At 64.3% G+C, this 19,239-nt stretch carries 15 protein-coding genes; 4 read left to right on the forward strand and 11 right to left on the reverse strand.

Going from position 1 to position 19,239, the window contains the following annotated elements:
* Positions 1–81: 81 nt before the first annotated feature.
* Positions 82–2,847, reverse strand: a complete 2,766-nt coding sequence (gene gyrA / locus ACLCGK_RS10915; RefSeq protein WP_085589990.1) for a DNA gyrase subunit A — start codon at positions 2,845–2,847, stop codon at positions 82–84.
* 347 nt (positions 2,848–3,194) lie between these two features.
* Positions 3,195–4,271 (reverse strand): S-methyl-5-thioribose-1-phosphate isomerase, encoded by a 1,077-nt coding sequence (gene mtnA / locus ACLCGK_RS10920; RefSeq protein WP_410951989.1) that lies wholly within the window; start codon positions 4,269–4,271, stop codon positions 3,195–3,197.
* 111 nt (positions 4,272–4,382) lie between these two features.
* Here mtnA and ubiG point away from each other — a divergent pair, with 111 nt between their 5' ends.
* From ubiG to ACLCGK_RS10935, 3 genes are all read left to right on the forward strand, one after another.
* Entirely contained in the window at positions 4,383–5,081 is a 699-nt protein-coding gene (gene ubiG, locus ACLCGK_RS10925) for a bifunctional 2-polyprenyl-6-hydroxyphenol methylase/3-demethylubiquinol 3-O-methyltransferase UbiG (RefSeq protein WP_003260863.1), read from the forward strand.
* 2 nt (positions 5,082–5,083) lie between these two features.
* The gene (gene mupP / locus ACLCGK_RS10930) at positions 5,084–5,755 is read left to right on the forward strand and encodes an N-acetylmuramic acid 6-phosphate phosphatase MupP (RefSeq protein ID WP_024086445.1); all 672 of its coding nucleotides are present in this window, start codon (positions 5,084–5,086) and stop codon (positions 5,753–5,755) included.
* A 159-nt stretch (positions 5,756–5,914) separates the two neighbouring features.
* Positions 5,915–6,655: a YciK family oxidoreductase gene (locus ACLCGK_RS10935; protein WP_013971448.1), complete on the forward strand. Its 741-nt coding sequence runs from the start codon at positions 5,915–5,917 to the stop codon at positions 6,653–6,655.
* Positions 6,656–6,773: 118 nt separating this feature from the next.
* Here ACLCGK_RS10935 and ACLCGK_RS10940 read toward each other — a convergent pair whose 3' ends face one another.
* The 7 genes from ACLCGK_RS10940 to ACLCGK_RS10970 all read right to left on the reverse strand — a co-directional run bounded on the left by ACLCGK_RS10940 (position 6,774) and on the right by ACLCGK_RS10970 (position 14,729).
* Positions 6,774–7,559: a TenA family transcriptional regulator gene (locus tag ACLCGK_RS10940; RefSeq protein WP_015269299.1), complete on the reverse strand. Its 786-nt coding sequence runs from the start codon at positions 7,557–7,559 to the stop codon at positions 6,774–6,776.
* Positions 7,560–7,589: 30 nt separating this feature from the next.
* Positions 7,590–10,046, reverse strand: coding sequence for an EAL domain-containing protein (locus ACLCGK_RS10945; protein ID WP_410951990.1), 2,457 nt, complete (start codon positions 10,044–10,046; stop codon positions 7,590–7,592).
* Positions 10,047–10,284: 238 nt separating this feature from the next.
* Entirely contained in the window at positions 10,285–12,117 is a 1,833-nt protein-coding gene (locus ACLCGK_RS10950) for an ABC transporter ATP-binding protein (protein ID WP_054573485.1), read from the reverse strand.
* Entirely contained in the window at positions 12,110–12,742 is a 633-nt protein-coding gene (locus ACLCGK_RS10955; RefSeq protein WP_015269296.1) for a DsbA family protein, read from the reverse strand. The genes ACLCGK_RS10950 and ACLCGK_RS10955 overlap by 8 nt, the downstream gene beginning before the upstream one ends.
* A 3-nt stretch (positions 12,743–12,745) precedes the next feature.
* On the reverse strand, positions 12,746–13,678 hold the full coding sequence (locus tag ACLCGK_RS10960) for a rhodanese-related sulfurtransferase (RefSeq protein ID WP_013971443.1): 933 nt from the start codon (positions 13,676–13,678) through the stop codon (positions 12,746–12,748).
* A gap of 219 nt (positions 13,679–13,897) precedes the next feature.
* Entirely contained in the window at positions 13,898–14,194 is a 297-nt protein-coding gene (locus ACLCGK_RS10965) for a BolA family protein (RefSeq protein WP_003252644.1), read from the reverse strand.
* Positions 14,195–14,204: 10 nt separating this feature from the next.
* A complete protein-coding gene (locus tag ACLCGK_RS10970; protein ID WP_225776760.1) occupies positions 14,205–14,729 on the reverse strand; it encodes a DUF2059 domain-containing protein in 525 nt (174 codons plus the stop codon).
* A 155-nt stretch (positions 14,730–14,884) separates the two neighbouring features.
* On the opposite strand from ACLCGK_RS10970, the gene ACLCGK_RS10975 reads away from it, so the two are divergent.
* Positions 14,885–16,279 (forward strand): class II fumarate hydratase, encoded by a 1,395-nt coding sequence (locus ACLCGK_RS10975; protein WP_054573483.1) that lies wholly within the window; start codon positions 14,885–14,887, stop codon positions 16,277–16,279.
* A 124-nt stretch (positions 16,280–16,403) separates the two neighbouring features.
* Here the strand turns inward: ACLCGK_RS10975 and ACLCGK_RS10980 are convergent, their stop codons facing one another.
* A complete protein-coding gene (locus ACLCGK_RS10980) occupies positions 16,404–17,366 on the reverse strand; it encodes a DMT family transporter (protein ID WP_410951991.1) in 963 nt (320 codons plus the stop codon).
* Positions 17,367–17,621: 255 nt separating this feature from the next.
* Positions 17,622–19,115: a polyphosphate:AMP phosphotransferase gene (gene pap / locus ACLCGK_RS10985; protein ID WP_085721647.1), complete on the reverse strand. Its 1,494-nt coding sequence runs from the start codon at positions 19,113–19,115 to the stop codon at positions 17,622–17,624.
* Between the last annotated feature and the right edge of the window lie 124 nt (positions 19,116–19,239).

The raw sequence follows: 19,239 nt of genomic DNA on the forward strand, positions 1-19,239 counted from the left end.
GGCCGCACAGCGGCCCCAATGACCTGGCCTGATCAGTCAAACGGGGCGACCTTGGTCGCCCCGTTCGGGTTTTACGCTTGCTTACTCCTGCGGGGCCTCTTCGGCACCAGCAGCTTCTTCGTTGTCTGGCGCTTCAGCCTCGACGCCCTCTTCGTCCGTCTCGATCACATCATCGAGTTCGTCCTCGGAAGGCTCCTGGATACGCTCCAGGCCCACCAGCGTCTCGTCGGTAGCCAGCTTGATCAAGGTCACACCCTGAGTGTTACGACCCAGGCTGGACACCTCGCCAACGCGGGTACGCACCAGCGTGCCCTGGTCGGAGATCAGCATGATCTCCTCGCCTTCCTGAACCTGGATGGCACCGATCAACAGACCGTTGCGCCCCTTGGTGCCCATGGCGATCACACCCTGGCCACCACGGCCGCGACGCGGGAACTTGGACAGCGGAGTACGCTTGCCGAAGCCACGCTCGGAGGCGGTGAGGATCTGCGCGCCAGATTCCGGGATCAGCATGGAGATGATCTGCTGGCCCTTGCCCAGCTTCATGCCGCGCACGCCACGGGCGTTACGGCCCATCTCGCGCACCACGCTTTCAGCGAAGCGGATCACCTTGCCGGCGTCGGAGAACATCATGACTTCCTTGGCGCCGTCGGTGATGGCCGCGGCGATCAGGGTGTCACCTTCCTTGAGCTTCAGGGCGATCAGGCCGTTGGAGCGCGGACGGGCGAACTGCACCAGCGGGGTCTTCTTCACGGTACCCGAAGCGGTGGCCATGAAGATGTAGGCGCCGGTCGGCTCGGCCACCCATTCAGGGGTGTCGCCGTCTTCCTCGTCCACTTCCTCGGCCTCGACCACTTCGCCTTCGAGCACGGTGTCTTCCGCGTCCTCCAGCTCTTCGTCGGCGTCAGCGTTCTGCTGCAGGGCCTCGAGGTCGATCTGCAGCATGGCGGTGATGCGCTCACCTTCCTCCAGCGGCAACAGGTTGACCAGCGGGCGGCCGCGGGCGGCGCGGGACGCTTCAGGGATGTCGTAGGTCTTCAGCCAGTACACCTTGCCCTTGCTGGAGAACAGCAGCAGGGTGGCATGGCTGTTGGCAACCAGCAGGTGCTCGACGTAGTCCTCGTCCTTCACCCCGGTAGCCGACTTGCCTTTGCCGCCACGGCGCTGGGCCTGGTAGGCGGACAGCGGCTGGGTCTTGGCGTAGCCGCCGTGGGAGATGGTCACCACGCGCTCTTCTTCCGGGATCATGTCGCCGTAGTTGAGGTCGTGGCGCGCATCGAGGATTTCGGTACGGCGGGCATCGCCATATTCGGCGCGGATGGCTTCCAGCTCTTCGCGGATCACTTCCATCAGGCGCTCGGCGCTGCTGAGGATGCGGATCAGTTCGCCGATCTGCTCGAGGATTTCCTGGTACTCGGCCAGCAGCTTCTCGTGCTCCAGGCCGGTCAGGCGGTGCAGGCGCAGGTCGAGAATGGCCTGGGCCTGTTCCGGCGACAGGTAGTACTTGCCTTCACGCAGGCCGTACTGCTCCGGCAGGTCCTCGGGGCGGCAGGAATCGGCGCCGGCGCGCTCGACCATGACCTGCACGGCACTGGATTCCCAGGCAGTGGAGATCAGGGCTTCCTTGGCCTCGGACGGGGTCGGCGAGGCCTTGATCAGGGCGATGACCGGATCGATGTTGGACAGCGCGACCGCCTGGCCTTCGAGGATATGGCCGCGTTCGCGGGCCTTGCGCAGCTCGAACACGGTACGACGGGTCACCACTTCACGACGGTGACGCACGAACGCTTCGAGCAGGTCCTTGAGGTTGAGCAGGCGCGGACGGCCGTCGACCAGGGCCACCACGTTGATGCCGAATACGCTCTGCAGCTGGGTTTGCTGGTAGAGGTTGTTGAGCACCACCTCCGGCACCTCGCCGCGACGCAGCTCGATGACGATGCGCATACCGTCCTTGTCGGACTCGTCGCGCAGCTCGGTGATGCCTTCGATCTTCTTCTCTTTGACCAGCTCGGCGATCTTCTCGATCAGGCGAGCCTTGTTCAGCTGGTACGGCAGCTCGGTAACCACGATCTGCTGGCGGCCACCAACCTTGTCGATGTCTTCGATCTCGGAACGGGCGCGCATGTAGATGCGGCCACGGCCGGTGCGATAGGCCTCGATGATGCCCTGGCGGCCGTTGATCAGGCCGGCAGTCGGGAAGTCCGGGCCAGGGATGTGCTGCATCAGCTCATCGATGGTGACTTCAGGGTTGTCGATGAGTGCCAGGCAGCCATCGATGACCTCGCCGAGGTTGTGCGGCGGGATGTTGGTCGCCATGCCCACGGCGATACCGCTAGAACCGTTGACCAGCAGGTTGGGAATACGGGTCGGCATGACCGCCGGGATCTGCTCGGTGCCGTCGTAGTTGGGCACCCAGTCGACGGTTTCCTTGTGCAGGTCGGCCAGCAGCTCGTGGGCCAGCTTGGCCATGCGCACTTCGGTGTATCGCATGGCTGCGGCGTTGTCGCCGTCCACCGAACCGAAGTTGCCCTGGCCGTCGACCAGCAGGTAGCGCAGCGAGAACGGCTGGGCCATACGCACGATGGTGTCGTAGACCGCGGTGTCGCCGTGCGGGTGGTACTTACCGATCACGTCACCGACCACACGGGCGGATTTCTTGTACGGCTTGTTCCAGTCGTTGCCCAGTTCGCTCATCGCATAGAGAACGCGACGATGCACGGGCTTCAAGCCGTCACGCGCATCGGGCAGCGCTCGCCCGACAATCACGCTCATCGCGTAGTCGAGGTAAGACTGTCTCAGTTCGTCTTCGATATTGACCGGGAGGATTTCTTTGGCCAGTTCGCCCATGAGAAGCCTGATTCCTTTTTCTGGTGAAACTTCGCAGCTCCATCAAGGGCCGAACGAAGCTCGCCGCCGCAGCGCATAAGGGTGCGACGACTTACGACAAATCAATGAGTTGTGCCATGGATCTGCGCAATGAAGGCCGCCGTGGTGGGCGGTCTTGGAAACTGCCGGATGTTATCACAAAGGCGGGGGCGGTGGGGAGATGTGGCAGGTGGCCTCACACGAGGTTGAATCTTAGGATTTTCATTGGCTTCTTCGCGGGCACGCCCGCTCCCACAGGGATATCGCAACACTCGAGAGTGGTGGTGCCCCTGTAGGAGCGGGCGCGCCCGCGAAGAGGCCAGCGAGGTTCAGTGCAGGCGCTTGCGGCAGATCAATTGCGCCAGCTTGGCGGCATCCGGCCGCTCGACGATGCCGCGCTCGGTCACGATCACGTCGACCAGGTCGGCCGGGGTCACGTCGAATACCGGGTTGAACACCTCGACATCCGGCGCCACGCGGGTGCCGCCAATGTCCAGCAACTCGTCGGCAGCGCGCTCTTCCAGCGGGATGTCCTCGCCCGTGGCCAGGTTCAGGTCGATGCTGGTGCTCGGCGCCACCACCATGAACCGTACGCCGTGATGCATGGCGCTGACCGCCAGCTGATAGGTGCCGATCTTGCTGGCCACATCGCCGTTGGCGGCGATGCAGTCCGCGCCCACAACCACCCAGGTGATGCCCTTGCTCTTCATCAGGTGGGCCAGCGCCGAGTCGGCGCACAGGGTCACCGGGATGCCCTCGTTGGCCAGTTCCCAGGCGGTCAGGCGCGAACCATGCAGCCAGGGGCGGGTCTCGCCGGCATACACCCGCTCGACCATGCCCTCCAGGTAACCGGCGCGGATCACCCCCAGCGCGGTGCCGAAACCACCACCGGCCAGGGCGCCGGCGTTGCCATAGGTGAGCAGGATCTGGGCGTTGCCCTGGTGGCGGCGGATCAGCTCGATACCGTGCTGGGCCATGGTCAGGTTGGCCTCGCGATCGCTCTCGTGGATGGCCACCGCCTCGGCCTCCAGTGCCGCCAGCACGTCTTCCTCCGGACGCAGGCGCTGCAGGCGCTCACGCATGCGGTTCAGCGCCCAGAACAGGTTGGCGGCGGTAGGGCGCGCTTCAGCCAGGACAAGGAAGTCTTCCTCCAGGTCCATTTCCCAGTCGCCGCCCTCGGCCAGCCGCTCTTCCAGGGCCAGCACCAGGCCATAGGCCGCGGCAATGCCGATGGCCGAGGCGCCGCGCACGGCCATGTCGCGGATCGCCGCTGCAACCTGCGCGACATTGTCGCAGGCCAGCCAGCGCTCTTCCGACGGCAGCAGGCGCTGGTCGAGCAGGTGCAGGACGCCGCCCTGCCAGCGGATCCCGGTCACCTTCTCCGCCGCCAAAAGTCGCTCGCGCATCGCCTCTCCCCGTCGTTCGGATATCAAAAGCCGGCGATTATAGCGACCCTCGGGGCCGAGCGCTCGGGTATACTCCGGCGCAATTTTGCGAAGTTTCAGAGGACTGTTCTAATGAGCAACGTCGACCGCGCCGAAATCGCCAAGTTCGAAGCGCTGGCCCACCGCTGGTGGGACCGCGAAAGCGAGTTCAAGCCGCTGCACGAAATCAACCCGCTGCGCGTCAACTGGATCGACGAGCGCGTCAGCCTCGCCGGCAAGAAGGTGCTGGACGTGGGTTGCGGCGGCGGCATCCTCAGCGAGGCGATGGCCCTGCGCGGCGCCACGGTCACCGGCATCGACATGGGCGAGGCGCCACTGGCCGTGGCCCAGCTGCACCAGCTGGAGTCGGGCGTGCAGGTGGAATACCGGCAGATCACCGCCGAAGCCCTGGCCGAGGAAATGCCCGAACAGTTCGACGTGGTCACCTGCCTGGAAATGCTCGAGCACGTGCCCGACCCGTCTTCGGTCATCCGCGCCTGCTACCGCATGGTCAAGCCTGGCGGCCAGGTGTTCTTCTCCACCATCAACCGCAACCCCAAGGCCTACCTGCTGGCCATCGTCGGCGCCGAGTACATCCTGAAGATGCTGCCGCGCGGCACCCACGACTTCAAGAAGTTCATCCGCCCGTCCGAGCTGGGCGCCTGGAGCCGCGTTGCCGGCCTTCAGGTGAAAGACATCATCGGCCTGACCTACAACCCACTGACCAAGCACTACAAGCTCAGCAGCGACGTCGACGTCAACTACATGGTCCAGACCCTGCGCGAGGAATAAACATGAGTTTGCGAGCAGTACTCTTCGACATGGACGGCACCTTGCTCGACACGGCGCCGGACTTCATCGCCATCTGCCAGGCCATGCTCGCCGAGCGCGGCCTGCCGGCCGTCGATGACAAGGTGATCCGCGACGTGATCTCCGGCGGTGCCCGCGCGATGGTCGCCGCGACCTTCGCCATCAGCCCGGAGGCCGAGGGCTTCGAAGCCCTGCGCCTGGAGTTCCTCGAGCGCTACCAGCGCGACTGCGCGGTGCACAGCAAGCTGTTCGACGGCATGGCCGAGCTGCTGGCCGACATCGAGAAAGGCAACCTGCTGTGGGGCGTGGTCACCAACAAACCGGTGCGCTTTGCCGAGCCGATCATGCAGCAACTGGGCCTGGCCGAGCGTTCGGCGCTGCTGATCTGCCCGGACCACGTCAAGAACAGCAAGCCCGACCCCGAGCCGCTGATCCTCGCCTGCAAGACCCTCGGCCTGGACCCGGCCAGCGTACTGTTCGTCGGCGACGACCTGCGCGACATCGAGTCTGGCCGCGACGCCGGTACTCGCACGGCGGCAGTGCGCTACGGCTATATTCATCCAGAGGACAACCCCAACAACTGGGGCGCCGATGTGGTGGTGGACCACCCGCTGGAACTGCGCAAGGTGATCGACAGCGCGCTGTGCGGCTGCTGAGTTGCAACGGCTGACAACCGACCCTGTGGGAGCGGGCACGTCGATGCGTCGAACCGCCGCGAAGCAGGCTCTGAGGTGGATGGCACCGGCTTCGCCGCTGTTCGCGGGCACGCCCGCTCCCACAAGGGTATGTGTCGCGCCATAAATAGGGAATACACAATGTTCGACTACACCGCCCGTCCCGACCTGCTGCAAGGCCGGGTCATCCTGGTTACCGGTGCCGGCCGCGGCATCGGCGCCGCTGCCGCCAAGGCCTACGCTGCGCTGGGCGCTACTGTGCTGCTGCTGGGCAAGACCGAGTCCAATCTCAACGAGGTCTACGACCAGATCGAAGCCGCCGGGCACCCGCAACCCGTGGTGATCCCGTTCAACCTGGAAACCGCCCTGCCCCACCAGTACGACGAACTGGCGGTGATGATCGAAGACCAGTTCGGCCGCCTCGACGGCCTGCTGAACAACGCTTCGATCATCGGCCCGCGTACGCCGCTGGAGCAGCTGTCGGGTGACAACTTCATGCGCGTGATGCACATCAACGTCAATGCCACCTTCATGCTCACCAGCACCCTGCTGCCGCTGCTGAAGCTGTCGGAAGACGCTTCGGTGGTGTTCACCAGCAGCAGTGTCGGGCGCAAGGGCCGGGCCTACTGGGGCGCCTATGGCGTGTCCAAGTTCGCCACCGAGGGCCTGATGCAAACCCTGGCCGATGAACTGGAAGGCGTGGCACCGGTGCGCTCCAACAGCATCAACCCCGGTGCCACGCGCACGGCGATGCGGGCACAGGCCTACCCTAGCGAAAACCCGCAGAACAACCCGCTGCCGGAAGAGATCATGCCGGTGTACCTGTACCTGATGGGGCCGGACAGCAAAGGGGTGAATGGGCAGGCCTTCAACGCCCAGTAAGCCTGCACCGGCCTCTTCGCGGGCGCGCCCGCTCCCACAGGATCACCACAGCCCTTGAGGACTGCGCCATACCTGTGGGAGCGGGCGAGCCCGCGAAGAGGCCGGGACAGGAGAGCGATCAGCCCGCTGCCAAAACCGGGCGCATGCGCCCTTGCTGGCGCCCTTCCAGCTGCATGCACCGTTCCAGGAACAGGTACATGCAGTCGTAGCTCTTGCAAATCGCCTTGCGCAGTTCATTGCGCAGCCCCAGTGTCGGGTTCTCGCCAGCCAGCGTACAGATGATCTCCAGCGCCTCCCACGGGTGCGCGTCGTCATACTGGGCATGCATCTTCAGCCACTTCATCGCCCGCTTGCGCTGGTCCTCCGGGAAGCCCAGGGCATAGGTGTCGGTGGAGCACACCACCGCCGACCATTCACCGGTCGCACCTTCGATGGCGTAGTTGGTCGCCGCCATGGAAATGGCCAGGTTCTCGGTGGCGCACACGCGCCAGCACCAGTCGTTCAGGCCGTTCAGTTCAGGCGGCACTTCCTGGGCCTGCAGCTCGTGCAGGTGCACGCCATGCGCCTGGCACCAGTTCACCCAATAGTCGGCGTGGTTAAGCTCGACACGGATGTTGCGCATCAGCCAGCGCCGCGCCATGTCTTCGCCCTGGTGCCGGCCATAGCGGGTCTTGGTCAGGTTGTGGGCCATGTACAGCGAAAACTGCTCCACCACCGGCCAGCCACCGATCAGGTACTGGCGAATGGTCGATTGCTTCAACTGGCCATCGCGCAGGCGCGCGTAGAACTCATGCTCGACTACCCGGCGCTTGCTCTCGCGGCAGTCTTCAATCAGTTGCTGGGCCCATTGGGGGTAGCTGGCGGGATCCATCAAAGGCCCGATACGAACGAATGCGTCAATCACTTTCAGCTCCTTGATCCTTGTGATTTCTAGCTAGCGAAACGTGCCAGGTGCCCGCTGCAACAGAGGCCGGGTGGCGATCCGTTGGCGCTGCAGACTGTCACAGGTGAACACCTGAGGGCGTTCGATGAGGTAGCCCTGGGCGTAATCCACGCCGATTTCCTGCAAGGCCTGCTCGATCAAGGGTGTTTCGACGAATTCGGCAATGGTGCGCTTGCCCATTACGTGACCGATGTGGTTGATGACCTCGACCATGGCCCGGTTGACCGGGTCGTCGAGCATGTCCTTGACGAAACTCCCGTCGATCTTCAGGTAATCCACGGGCAAATGCTTGAGATAGGCGAACGACGACATGCCGGCGCAGAAATCATCGAGCGAGAAGCGACAACCCAGCCCCTTCAGCTCGTTGATGAAACGGATGGCGCTGCCAAGGTTGGCTATGGCGCTGGTTTCGGTGATTTCGAAACAGATCATCCGTGGCGGAATGGCGTATTCGACGAACAGGCGTTGCAAGTATTCGAGGAACTTGTCATCGCCAATGCTCGACCCCGACAGGTTGATCGCGCAGATCGACAGCGGCCCCTCGCGCCCTTCGTCCAGGCACTGGCGGATGACCAGAAACACATTGCGCACCACCCAGCGGTCCAGCGCGGTCATCAGGCCGTAGCGCTCGGCCGCCGGGATGAAACTGCTGGGCAGGATGGTACGCCCGCTTTCGTCGTGCAGGCGCAGCAGGATCTCGATATGGCCGGGGCCTTCGAAGGTTTTCAGCGGGGCAATTTCCTGGGCGTACAGGCAGAAGCGGTTTTCTTCCAGGGCCACGTGCAAGCGCTGGATCCAGGCCATTTCACCAAAGCGCATGGACAGCTCGCTGTCGTCGGCATGGTACACCTGCACGCGGTTGCGGCCCTTTTCCTTGGCCATGTAGCAAGCCATGTCGGCGGCGCGCAGCGAGGTTTCGAGGGTGCCGGGGGACTGGGCCATGTGCACCAGGCCGACACTGACGGTGGTGACGAACGGCCGCCCTTTCCACACGAAATGCAGGCTCTGCACCAGCTGGCGCAGCTGCTCGGCAATGCGCTCGGCCTGGTCGGGCGGGCAGTTTTCCAGCAGCACGCCAAATTCGTCACCACCCAGCCGGGCCAGGGTATCGCCCTCGCGCAGGCCGGACTGCAGCACGGCGCAGATGTGCCGCAGCAGCTCGTCGCCAGCGGCATGCCCGCAGGTATCGTTGACCAGCTTGAACTGGTCGAGGTCCAGGAACATCAGCGAATGCCGCCCGGCCTGGCGCGCCAGGTCATTGAGCGCCTGCTCCAGGCGGTATTCGAACTCGCGGCGGTTGGCCAGGCCGGTCAGGGCGTCATGGGTCGCCTGCCAGGACAGGTTGGCGATGTACTGGCGCTCCTGGGTCATGTCGTGCAGCACCAGCACGATACCGCTGACCTGGCCGTCATTGACGATCGGCGAGCCGACCAGGTTGACCGACACAGTGCTGCCGTCCAGGCGCTGGATCAGCCGGGCATGCTCGGCGCCGCCCTTGAGGCTGCCGCTGAGCACCTGCTCGACCAGGCTGCGGCCGTCTTCCTCGGCCTGCTCGTCCACCAGGCTGAACAGCGCCGACAACGGCAGGCCCTGGGCTTGGCCGGCCTGCCAGTGGGTCAGTTGTTCGGCGGCCGGGTTCATGTAGCCGATACTGCCCTCCACATCGGTGGTAATCACCGCATCACCAATGGCCTGCAGGGTAATCTGCGCCCGCTCCTTTTCTTCTTGCAGGGCGCTGGCAAAGGCCTGACGCTGGGCCAGCAGCTTGCTGGAGCGGCGCCAGGCAATGGCAATCAGGAACATCGCGGTCAGCAGGTTGGTGATAAGCAGCACCCGCAGCAGCATGCGCGAGCCTTCGCCCAAGGCATCGCTGAACGCCTTGGCGGCCGGGGTTACCCCTTCGTTGATGGTGACGATGCGCGCCTTCCAGTCGCTTACCGTGCGGGCGTCGACCGAGCCAGCGGCGAAGCTGCTGCGCATTTCCACGGCCAGCATATCCAGCTTGCCCAGGTAGTCGTCGCCGATGTCCCAGTAGTCGATGGCCGTCTGCATGTAGCTTACGTTGCGAAAGTTACGGTAGAACCAGATGATCCGCTCGACATCGTCGGGGTGGTTACCGCCTTGCAGCACGGCCTGGCGCGCGGCATCCAGGTCGGGGCTGGGCTGGTCCATCACTTCGCGCAGTTGGTGATCGCCCTGGGGCACGGTGATGGCCTGGCGATAGCGCTGATAGGTGCTGTCGTCGCGGGTTTCGGCGTACAGGTTGAGGTAGTAGATGGCGTCTTTCTGCGCCTTGGACCACAGGCTTTCGCCCGCGACGTAGGCACGCACGGCCGAGAGCGTATAAAGGCTCAGGCTGCCCAAGGCTACCTGGAAGACCACAACGGCGATGAAGGGCCAGGTGATGCCGAGCAACTTTGGCGCTTCTAGAGTGCGATGTCCCTTCATGGAGTCCCTGTCACAGAGCAGATAAGGCGCAAATCAACCCAGACAAAGCACAGCGTAGGCCATTTGCCATCCTCGCGGTTGGGTTTTTTATGACAGGAAACCCGGGGGTTTTCGCACGGCCTTCCCGGCCCTATCGCCGGCAAGCCAGGTCCCACAGGTACCCCACAATGCTCAGGCCTGTGGTAATCCTGTGGGAGCCGGCGTGCCGGCGATAGGGCCCGCACAGGCAGCCACAAATTCAGCTCTGCTGCAGGTGCCCGTAAAGCTTGGCGTACAACCCACCCTCGGCAATCAGCTGCTGGTGGTCGCCATCCTCGGCCACATGCCCGCCGTCGAACACCAGCACCCGGTCGGCCTGTTTCACCGCCGACAGGCGGTGGGCGATGATCAGTGTGGTGCGGCCGCTGAGGAAGCGCGCCAGGGCCTGGTGCAGGTTGTATTCGGTGGCGGCATCCAGGGCCGAGGTGGCTTCGTCGAGGATCACCACCTTGGGTTCGGCCAGCACCATGCGGGCAATGGCCAGGCGCTGGCGCTGGCCACCGGACAAGCGCACGCCGGAGCGCCCCACCACACTGTCCAGGCCCTGCGGCAAGGCGGCGATGGTGGCATCCAGCTGGGCAATACGCAGCGCCTGCCAGCAGGCCTCATCGCTGCAGTCACGGCCCATGGTCAGGTTGGCGCGCACGGTGTCGTTGAACAACGACGGGTGCTGCAACACCACCGCGACGTTTTCACGCAGGGTTTCCAGGCCAATTTCCTGCAGGCTGGCACCGCCAAAGCGGATGGTGCCGGCCTGGGCGCTGTAAAGCCCCAGCAACAGCTGCACCAGGGTGCTCTTGCCACCACCGCTGGCGCCGACTATCGCCACCTTCTCGCCCGGGGCGATGGACAGGTCGAGGTGCTCGAGCACCGGTTCGTCGGCATAGGCAAAGCGCAGGTCGCGTACTTCGATACCTACCGTCTCGCGGCCGGCGAACGGGTTGCTGGCCGCCGGGTACTGCGGCTCGTCGGCACGTGCCAGCAGCTCGTTGAGGCGGCTCAATGCGCCGCCGGCGGCGTAGTAGGCGTATTGCAGGTTGAGCAGTTGCTCCACCGGGCCGATCATGAACCACAGGTAGCTGAACACCGCCAGCATCTGGCCGATCGACAGGTCGGAGAACAGCACGGTGAGCATGGCCGCGGCGCGGAAGATATCGATGCCGAACTGGAACAGCAGGCCACTGGCGCGGCCGCTGGCATCGCTCTTCCACTGCGAGTCCACGGCGTAGTCCCGCACTTCGCGGGCGCGCAGGCCAAGGCGACCGAGGAAGTAGCCCTGGCGGTTACCGGCGCGGATTTCCTGAATGGCGTCGAGGGTTTCCGCCAGCGCCTGGGTAAAGCGTGCGGTGCTGTCGTTCTCGAGCTTTTTCAGGTGCTTGACGCGCTTGCCCAACTGCACGGTGAAATAGATCACCAGCGGGTTGAACAGCAATATCAGCATGGCCAGCTGCCAGTGCATCCAGATCAGGATGGCCGCCGTGCCGGTAAGGGTCAGCATGGCCACCAGGAAGCGGCTCAGCGTTTCGCCGACGAACTTGTCGAGGGTGTCCAGGTCGGTGACCAGATGGGTGGTTACCGTGCCGCTACCCAGGCTTTCGTATTCCTTCAGCGAGATGCGCTTGAGCCGCTCTATCAGGCGAATGCGCAGGCGATAGACGATGTCCTTGGCCAGGCCGGCGAACAGCTTGGCCTGGATCACGTTGAACGCCAGCGCGGCCAGGCGCAGGCACAGGGTCAGCAGCAACATCAGGCCGATGTAGCCCGCGGCCACCTGCCAGCTGGATGGCAGCAGGTGGTTCATCCACTTCAACGCGGCATCGCCATGGCCCAGCAGCACTTCGTCCACCAGCAGCGGCAGCAGCAGCGGGATAGGCACGCTGCAGCAGGCCGCCAATACGGCGATGAAGTTGGCGGACCAGAGGTTTTTCTTGTGATGCAGGGCCAGGCGGCGGATTTCCGCCCAGCTCAGTCGATCGGCCGCAGTGTGGGGCTTGCCCGGCACCGGGTCGGGTGACCCAGGCACATCAAGCACAGGCGGCCTGCTGCAGCCAGCGGCCGAGCAAGGGTTGCAGGCGCTCCAGCGGCTGATAGCCGTTGGTCAGCAGGGCCAGTTGGCCATTGCGTTCGGCCAGCAAGGTCGGGAAACCGGCGATGCCCAGGTCCTGGGCCCAGCTGAAATCGGCTGCAGTGGCGGCGCGGGTGTCGGCACAGGCGAAGGCCTCGGCGAACACGGTGCGGTCGAAGCCTGCCTGTTCGGCCAGGTCGACCAGATGCGGCGCAATGGTGACGTCCACGCCCTGCTCGTAGAACGAACGCTGGATCAGCGCCAGCAGCGGCCAGACGCGTTCGGCGTCCAGCTCGCGGGCGGTGACCAGGGCACGGCAGGCCGGCTCGGTGTCGTAGACGAAGCCGTCGGGCATGGCCCCCTCGAAGCGGAACGGCTGGCCGGTGGCGTCGGCCACCGCCTGCCAGTGTTCAAGGATGTACTTGCGGGTAGAGCTGTCCAGGGCACTGCCGCCGGTACGCAGCCCGCCCGGCACCAGGCGGGTAGGCACGCCTGCGTCACGCGCCTGGGCGATCAGGGCCGCTGCCACGGGTGCGAAACCCCAGCACCAGGAGCACATCGGGTCCATCACATAGATCAGGCGTGCAGACATGCATCAAGCCTCGGCTTTGTAGTTGTAACCGATCGGGTGCGGCAGGTTGCGGGCCTTGGCCAGCTCGATCTGCTTCTGCCGGTCGATGGCGCTACGCCGGGTCTTCTCGCTCAGGGTGTCCCAGCAGTGCGGGCAGCTGACCCCTGGCGAATAGTGCTCGGACGCGCGCTCCTCTGCGTTGATCGGGTGGCGGCAGGCGTGGCACTGGTCGTACTCGCCTTCGCTCAGGTCATGGCGCACCGTGACGCGGTTGTCGAAGACGAAGCAGTCGCCGTCCCACAGGCTTTCTTCCTGAGGCACTTCCTCGAAGTATTTCAGGATGCCGCCCTTAAGATGATAGACCTCCTCGAAGCCTTCACCGAGCATGTAGCTGGAGGCTTTTTCGCAACGGATACCGCCAGTACAGAACATGGCAACCTTCTTGTGCTTGCTGGGGTCGAAGTTGGCCTTGATGTAGTCGGGGAACTCACGGAAGGTTTCGGTCTTCGGGTCGATGGCGCCCTTGAAGGTGCCGATGGCCACTTCGTAGTCGTTGCGGGTGTCGATCAGCAGCACTTCCGGGTCGCTGATCAGCGCGTTCCAGTCCTTGGGCTCGACGTAGGTGCCGACCGCCTGGTTCGGGTCCACGCCCGGTACGCCGAGGGTTACGATCTCTTTCTTGAGCTTGACCTTGGTGCGGTAGAACGGCTGTTCGTCGCAGTACGACTCCTTGTGGTCGACATCGGCCAGGCGTGGGTCGTTGCGCAGCCAGGCCAGCAGGCCGTCGATGCCTTCGCGGGTGGCCGACACGGTGCCGTTGATGCCCTCGTGGGCCAGCAGCAGGGTGCCCTTGACGTTGTTGTCGAGCATGGTCTTGAGCAGCGGCTCGCGCAGCTCGACGTAGTCTTCCAGGGTGACGAACTTGTACAGCGCCGCGACGACGATGGGTTGGGACATGAAGCAGGATCTCCAGTGGTTGCCCTCGTAAGGGGCGGACCGGGTTACACAAGAAACAGGGGGCCGCTGCGCGCCCCATCGCCGGCAAGCCAGCTCCCACAGGTATTGCGCCACACTCAAGAAGGGCACTTTACCTGTGGGAGCCGGCTTGTCGGCGATGGGCTGCACAGCAGCCCCCTTTTGGGATGTTGCGGATTCTACCAGAACAACAACAAGGTTTCAGTGCCCGCCGCCCGCGCACACCGGCGAGGCCGGTGCAACGCCGACCTTGGCCCACTCTTCGGCGGTGTAGGTGTGGATGGCCAGGGCATGGATCTCGCCCATCAGCTCACCCATGGTGGCGTACACCTTCTGGTGGCGCTTGACGCTGTTCAACCCGGCAAACTGCTCACTGACAATCACTGCCTTGTAGTGGGTCTCCTGACCACGACTGTGCATGTGGCTTTCATTGAGCACTTGCAGGTGTTGCGGCGCCAGGGCGGCCAGCTGCTGTTCGATACGCTGTTGCATGGTCATCGCGGCGTACTCACTTCTTCGCCGGGGCGGCGGCCTTGCCAGCGTTCGGGTCCAGTTCCTTGGTCATGTCGTCCAGCAGCTTGTTCACCACCGGTACCGCTGGCTCCAGGCTCTGCTGGGTCAGCTGGGCCGACTGCTGGGTGACCTTGGGCATTTCGCGCAGCACTTTCTTGCCCAGCGGCGATTCGTAGAACTTGACCAGGTCCTTGAGCTCCTGCTCGGTGAAGGTCTGGGTGTACAGGTCGACCATCTTCGGCTTCAGCTTGTTCCAGCCGATGGCGTTGTCCAGCGCGGCGTTGGCCTTGGCCTGGTAGCTTTCCAGCACCGACTGCTTGGTGGCCGGGGCCTTGGTCTGGGCGAAACGCTGGGCGAACATCTGCTGGACCTGCATGTACACCGGGGTGCCCAGCTTGTCGGCGTTGGCCAGGGTCAGGAATTTCTCGGCAGCAGCATTGTGGCTGGCGGTGGCAGCGAGTACCTGGCCGCTGGCGCAAGCCAGGGCAACGGCGGCACAAAGGACACGGAGACGGGTCATTGCATTTCCTTCAGAAGAAAGGGAGGCGGGTACCTCAGAGTAGAGCATTCTGCGCCGTGGTGGCGATGTGCTCAAGTGGCACGACGAGCGACGGAACCGCTCGGTCGAATCAGGGCCTAAACTGCGATTTCGAACTACACAGGAGTGAGTACAGAATGAGCCGTATCGAGACAGACAGCCTGGGCCCGGTCGAAGTTCCTGAGGACGCCTACTGGGGTGCGCAGACCCAGCGTTCGCTGATCAACTTCGCCATTGGCAAGGAACGCATGCCCATCGCGGTGCTGCATGCCCTGGCGCTGATCAAGAAGGCCGCGGCACGCGTCAACGACCGTAACGGTGACTTGCCAGCCGACATCGCCCGGCTGATCGAACAGGCCGCCGACGAAGTGCTGGGCGGCGAGCATGACGACCAGTTCCCGCTGGTGGTCTGGCAGACCGGCAGCGGCACCCAGAGCAACATGAACGTCAACGAAGTGATCGCCGGTCGGGCCAATGAACTGGCCGGCAAGGGCCGTGGCGGCAAGGCGCCCGTGCACCCCAACGACCACGTCAACCGCTCGCAGAGCTCCAACGACTGCTTCCCCACCGCCATGCATATCGCTGCGGCGCAGGCGGTGCACGACAAGCTGCTGCCGGCCATCGCAGAGCTGTCCTCGGGGCTGGCCGAGCTGTCGGCACGCCACCACAAGCTGGTAAAGACCGGCCGCACGCACATGATGGACGCCACGCCGATCACCTTCGGCCAGGAGGTCTCGGCCTTCGTCGCGCAGCTCGACTACGCCCAGCGCGCCATCCGCGCCACCCTGCCGGCAGTGTGCGAGCTGGCCCAGGGCGGCACCGCCGTGGGTACCGGGCTCAACGCCCCGCATGGTTTTGCCGAAGCCATCGCCGCCGAGCTGGCGGCGCTGTCCGGCTTGCCGTTCGTCACTGCGCCGAACAAGTTCGCTGCCCTCGCCGGCCACGAACCGCTGACCAGCCTGGCCGGCGCCCTGAAGACCCTGGCCGTGGCCCTGATGAAAATCGCCAACGACCTGCGCCTGCTGGGTTCCGGCCCGCGCGCCGGGTTGGCCGAGGTACGCCTGCCGGCCAACGAGCCGGGCAGCTCGATCATGCCAGGCAAGGTCAACCCTACCCAGTGCGAGGCGCTGTCGATGCTGGCCTGTCAGGTGCTGGGCAACGACGCGGCGATCGGCTTTGCCGCCAGCCAGGGGCATTTGCAACTGAACGTGTTCAAGCCGGTGATCATCCACAACTTGCTGCAGTCGATCGAATTGCTGGCTGACGGCTGCCGCAACTTCCAGCAGCACTGCGTGGCGGGCATCGAGCCGGATGCCGAGCAGATGGCGGCGCACCTGGAACGGGGGTTGATGCTGGTGACGGCGCTGAACCCGCATATTGGCTATGACAAGGCGGCGGAAATTGCCAAGAAGGCCTATGGCGAAGGCAAGACCTTGCGCGAGGCGGCACTGGAGTTGAAGTACCTGACCAATGAGCAGTTCGACCAGTGGGTGAGGCCGGAGAACATGCTGGCTCCGGGGGGCAAAGGCTAGATCACCTGTCGCCTGTACCGGCCTCTTCGCGGGCTTGCCCGCTCCCACAGGATCTCCACAGTCTTGCAGATTGGTGCAGTACCTGTGGGAGCGGGCAAGCCCGCGAAAGCGCCGGTACAGGCGATCAATGAGCCTGGGCCAACCGCGCCCTGCGGGCGCGCCACCCGGCCACCAACGAAGGCCCCAGCGCCACCAGCGCCGAACCCAGCACCACCGTCACTGCCCCCACATAACCCAGGGCATTGATGTCCTCGGCGTGCACATACTCAGGCCAGACCAACGCCGCCAGTGCCACCGCGACAAAGGTCACCAGCGGGGTCAGCGCCAGCGTGGCACTCACCCGCGACGCCTCCCAGTGCGCCAGCGCCTCGGCGAACGCGCCATAGGCCACCAGGGTGTTCAGGCAACAGGCCAGCAACAGCCAGCCTTGCACCGGGGTCAGCTGCAACGCCTCCAACGGGTGGGCCCAGGGTGTCAGCAGCGCGGCGCAACTGAGGTAGATCACCATCATTACCTGCTGCGAATGCCACACCGTCAGCAACTGCTTCTGGCTGAGCGCATAGAACACCCAGACGCTGGTGGCCAGCAGGATGGTCAGCACGCCGGTGGTATAGGTGCCGAGCGAGGTCAGCAGCTCTTCCAGGCGCTGGTTGAAAAACAGCCCGAACCCCGCCAGCAGGATCAGCAGGCCCACGCCCTGCCCCAGGCTGAAGCGTTCGCGGAACACGAACACGCTGGTCACCAGCAACAGAACGGGGCCAATCTGCACGACCAGTTGCGCGGTGCCCGGGCTGAGCAGGTTCAGGCCGATCAGGTACAGCACGTAGTTGCCCATCAGGCCAAGCACGGCCACTACCACCAGGCCTTTGCCCTTGGGCGTCAGCTTGCTGAAGGAAGGCAGCCTGCGCTTGGCGGCCAGCCAGGCGAACAGCAGGCCGCCGGAGACCAGCAGGCGGTACCAAGTGACGGTGACCGGGTCGACCACTTGCAGCACCTGCTTGAGCTTGATCGGCAGGATGCCCCAGAGCAACGCCGTCAAAAGTGCCAGGAAAAGGCCATAGCCCCAGCGGCCGGTAATGGTGTGCATAAAATCCTCGATCGAGCCCGTGGTGGGGGTGGTTGAATTCTACGGGCTTGAAAGGCGGGGACGGTGGCGGGTGCCGGGAAAAGAATTCATCAGGTCATTCTTCTGCGGCATGGCTTGGCAGTTGTGCTGCCTGTTCTGGCCCTTTCGCGGGCACGCCCGCTCCCACTGGGACCCCACAAGATTCAGAGTGTGTGCAAATCCTGTGGGAGCGGGCGTGCCCGCGAAGAGGCCAGAACAGGCAACCAACAAGCCTGGCTATTTCTTGTCCCTGGCAAACGCCGCCTCAAGCGCCTGGTTGATGGTGCGCAACACCTTCACCCGCGCCCAGCGCTTGTCGTTGGCCTCCACCAGCGTCCACGGCGCAATCTCGGTGCTGGTGCGGTCGACCATGTCGCCCACCGCCTGGACATAGTCGTCCCACTTGTCGCGGTTGCGCCAGTCATCCTCGGTGATCTTGTAACGCTTGAACGGGATCTGCTCGCGCTCTTCGAAACGCTCCAGCTGGGTCTGCTGGTCGATCGCCAACCAGAACTTGACCACCACCGTGCCGGCATTCACCAGCTGTTCCTCGAAATCGTTGATCTCGCTGTAGGCACGCATCCAGTCGGCCGGGCTGCAGAAGCCTTCCACACGTTCCACCAGCACCCGGCCATACCAGGAACGGTCGAAGATGGTGAACTTGCCACGCGCCGGAATGTGCCGCCAGAACCGCCACAGGTATGGCTGCGCGCGTTCTTCTTCAGTGGGTGCGGCAATTGGCACGATGCGGTACTGGCGCGGATCCAGCGCTGCCGCCACGCGGCGGATCGCCCCTCCTTTGCCGGCAGCGTCGTTGCCTTCGAACACCGCCACCAAGGCATGCCGGCGCATGTGCTTGTGACGCAGCAGGCCTGCCAGGCGGGCCTGTTCGGTGACCAGTTGCTCCTGGTAGTCGGCCTTGTCCAGGCGCAGGGTCATGTCCAGCGCGCCGAGCAGGCTAAGCTGGTCGATGCTGCGGCCCAGCGGTGCAACGTTGCCCCGGTGCTTGTCCTTGGGGTTGCTGGCCAGTGCCGCCTGCAGGCTTTCCAGCAGGATGCGCCCTACCGCCAGGCTGCGGTAGTTCGGGTCGACGCCTTCGATGATATGCCACGGTGCATAGTCGCGGCTGGTGCGGCGCAGAACGCGCTCACCAAAGCGCACGAAACGGTCGTAGGTTTCCGACTGCTGCCAGTCCAGCGGGCTGATTTTCCAGCTGTGCAGCGGGTCGTCCTTGAGCGATTTCAGCCGCGCCTTCATCTGCTTCTTGGACAAGTGGAACCAGAACTTGATGATCAGCGCCCCCTCGTCGCACAGCATCTCCTCCAGCCGTTCGGCGCCGGTGATGGCCTGGTCGAGCACGGCATCCTTGAACACCCCGTGCACCCGCCCCTGCAGCATCTGGCTGTACCAGTTGCCGAAGAACACGCCCATCCGCCCCTTGGGTGGCAGGGCCCGCCAGTAGCGCCAGGCCGGCGGGCGGGCCAGCTCTTCGTCGGTCTGCTGGTCGAAGGTGAGCACATCGATCATGCGCGGGTCCATCCACTCGTTCAGCAGTTTGACCGTCTCGCCCTTGCCGGCGCCTTCGATACCGTTGATCAGCACGATCACCGGGAAGCGCGCCTGCTGCTTGAGTTCGTACTGGGCTTCGAGCAGGGCCTCGCGCAAAGCGGGTACCTCGGCGTCGTAAGCCTCCTTGTCGATGCTGTGGCCGATTTCTGCGGATTCGAACATGCACTGGCTCCTTCAATGGATAAGCAAGACTAGCGGATTTGAAGGCTTGTGCAGTACCTGTGGGAGTTGGCTTGCCGGCGATAGGGCCGGCACAGCCAGCGCAAAATCCTCAGATGGCATAAAA

This window comes from Pseudomonas sp. S1(2024) (genome assembly GCF_046557535.1).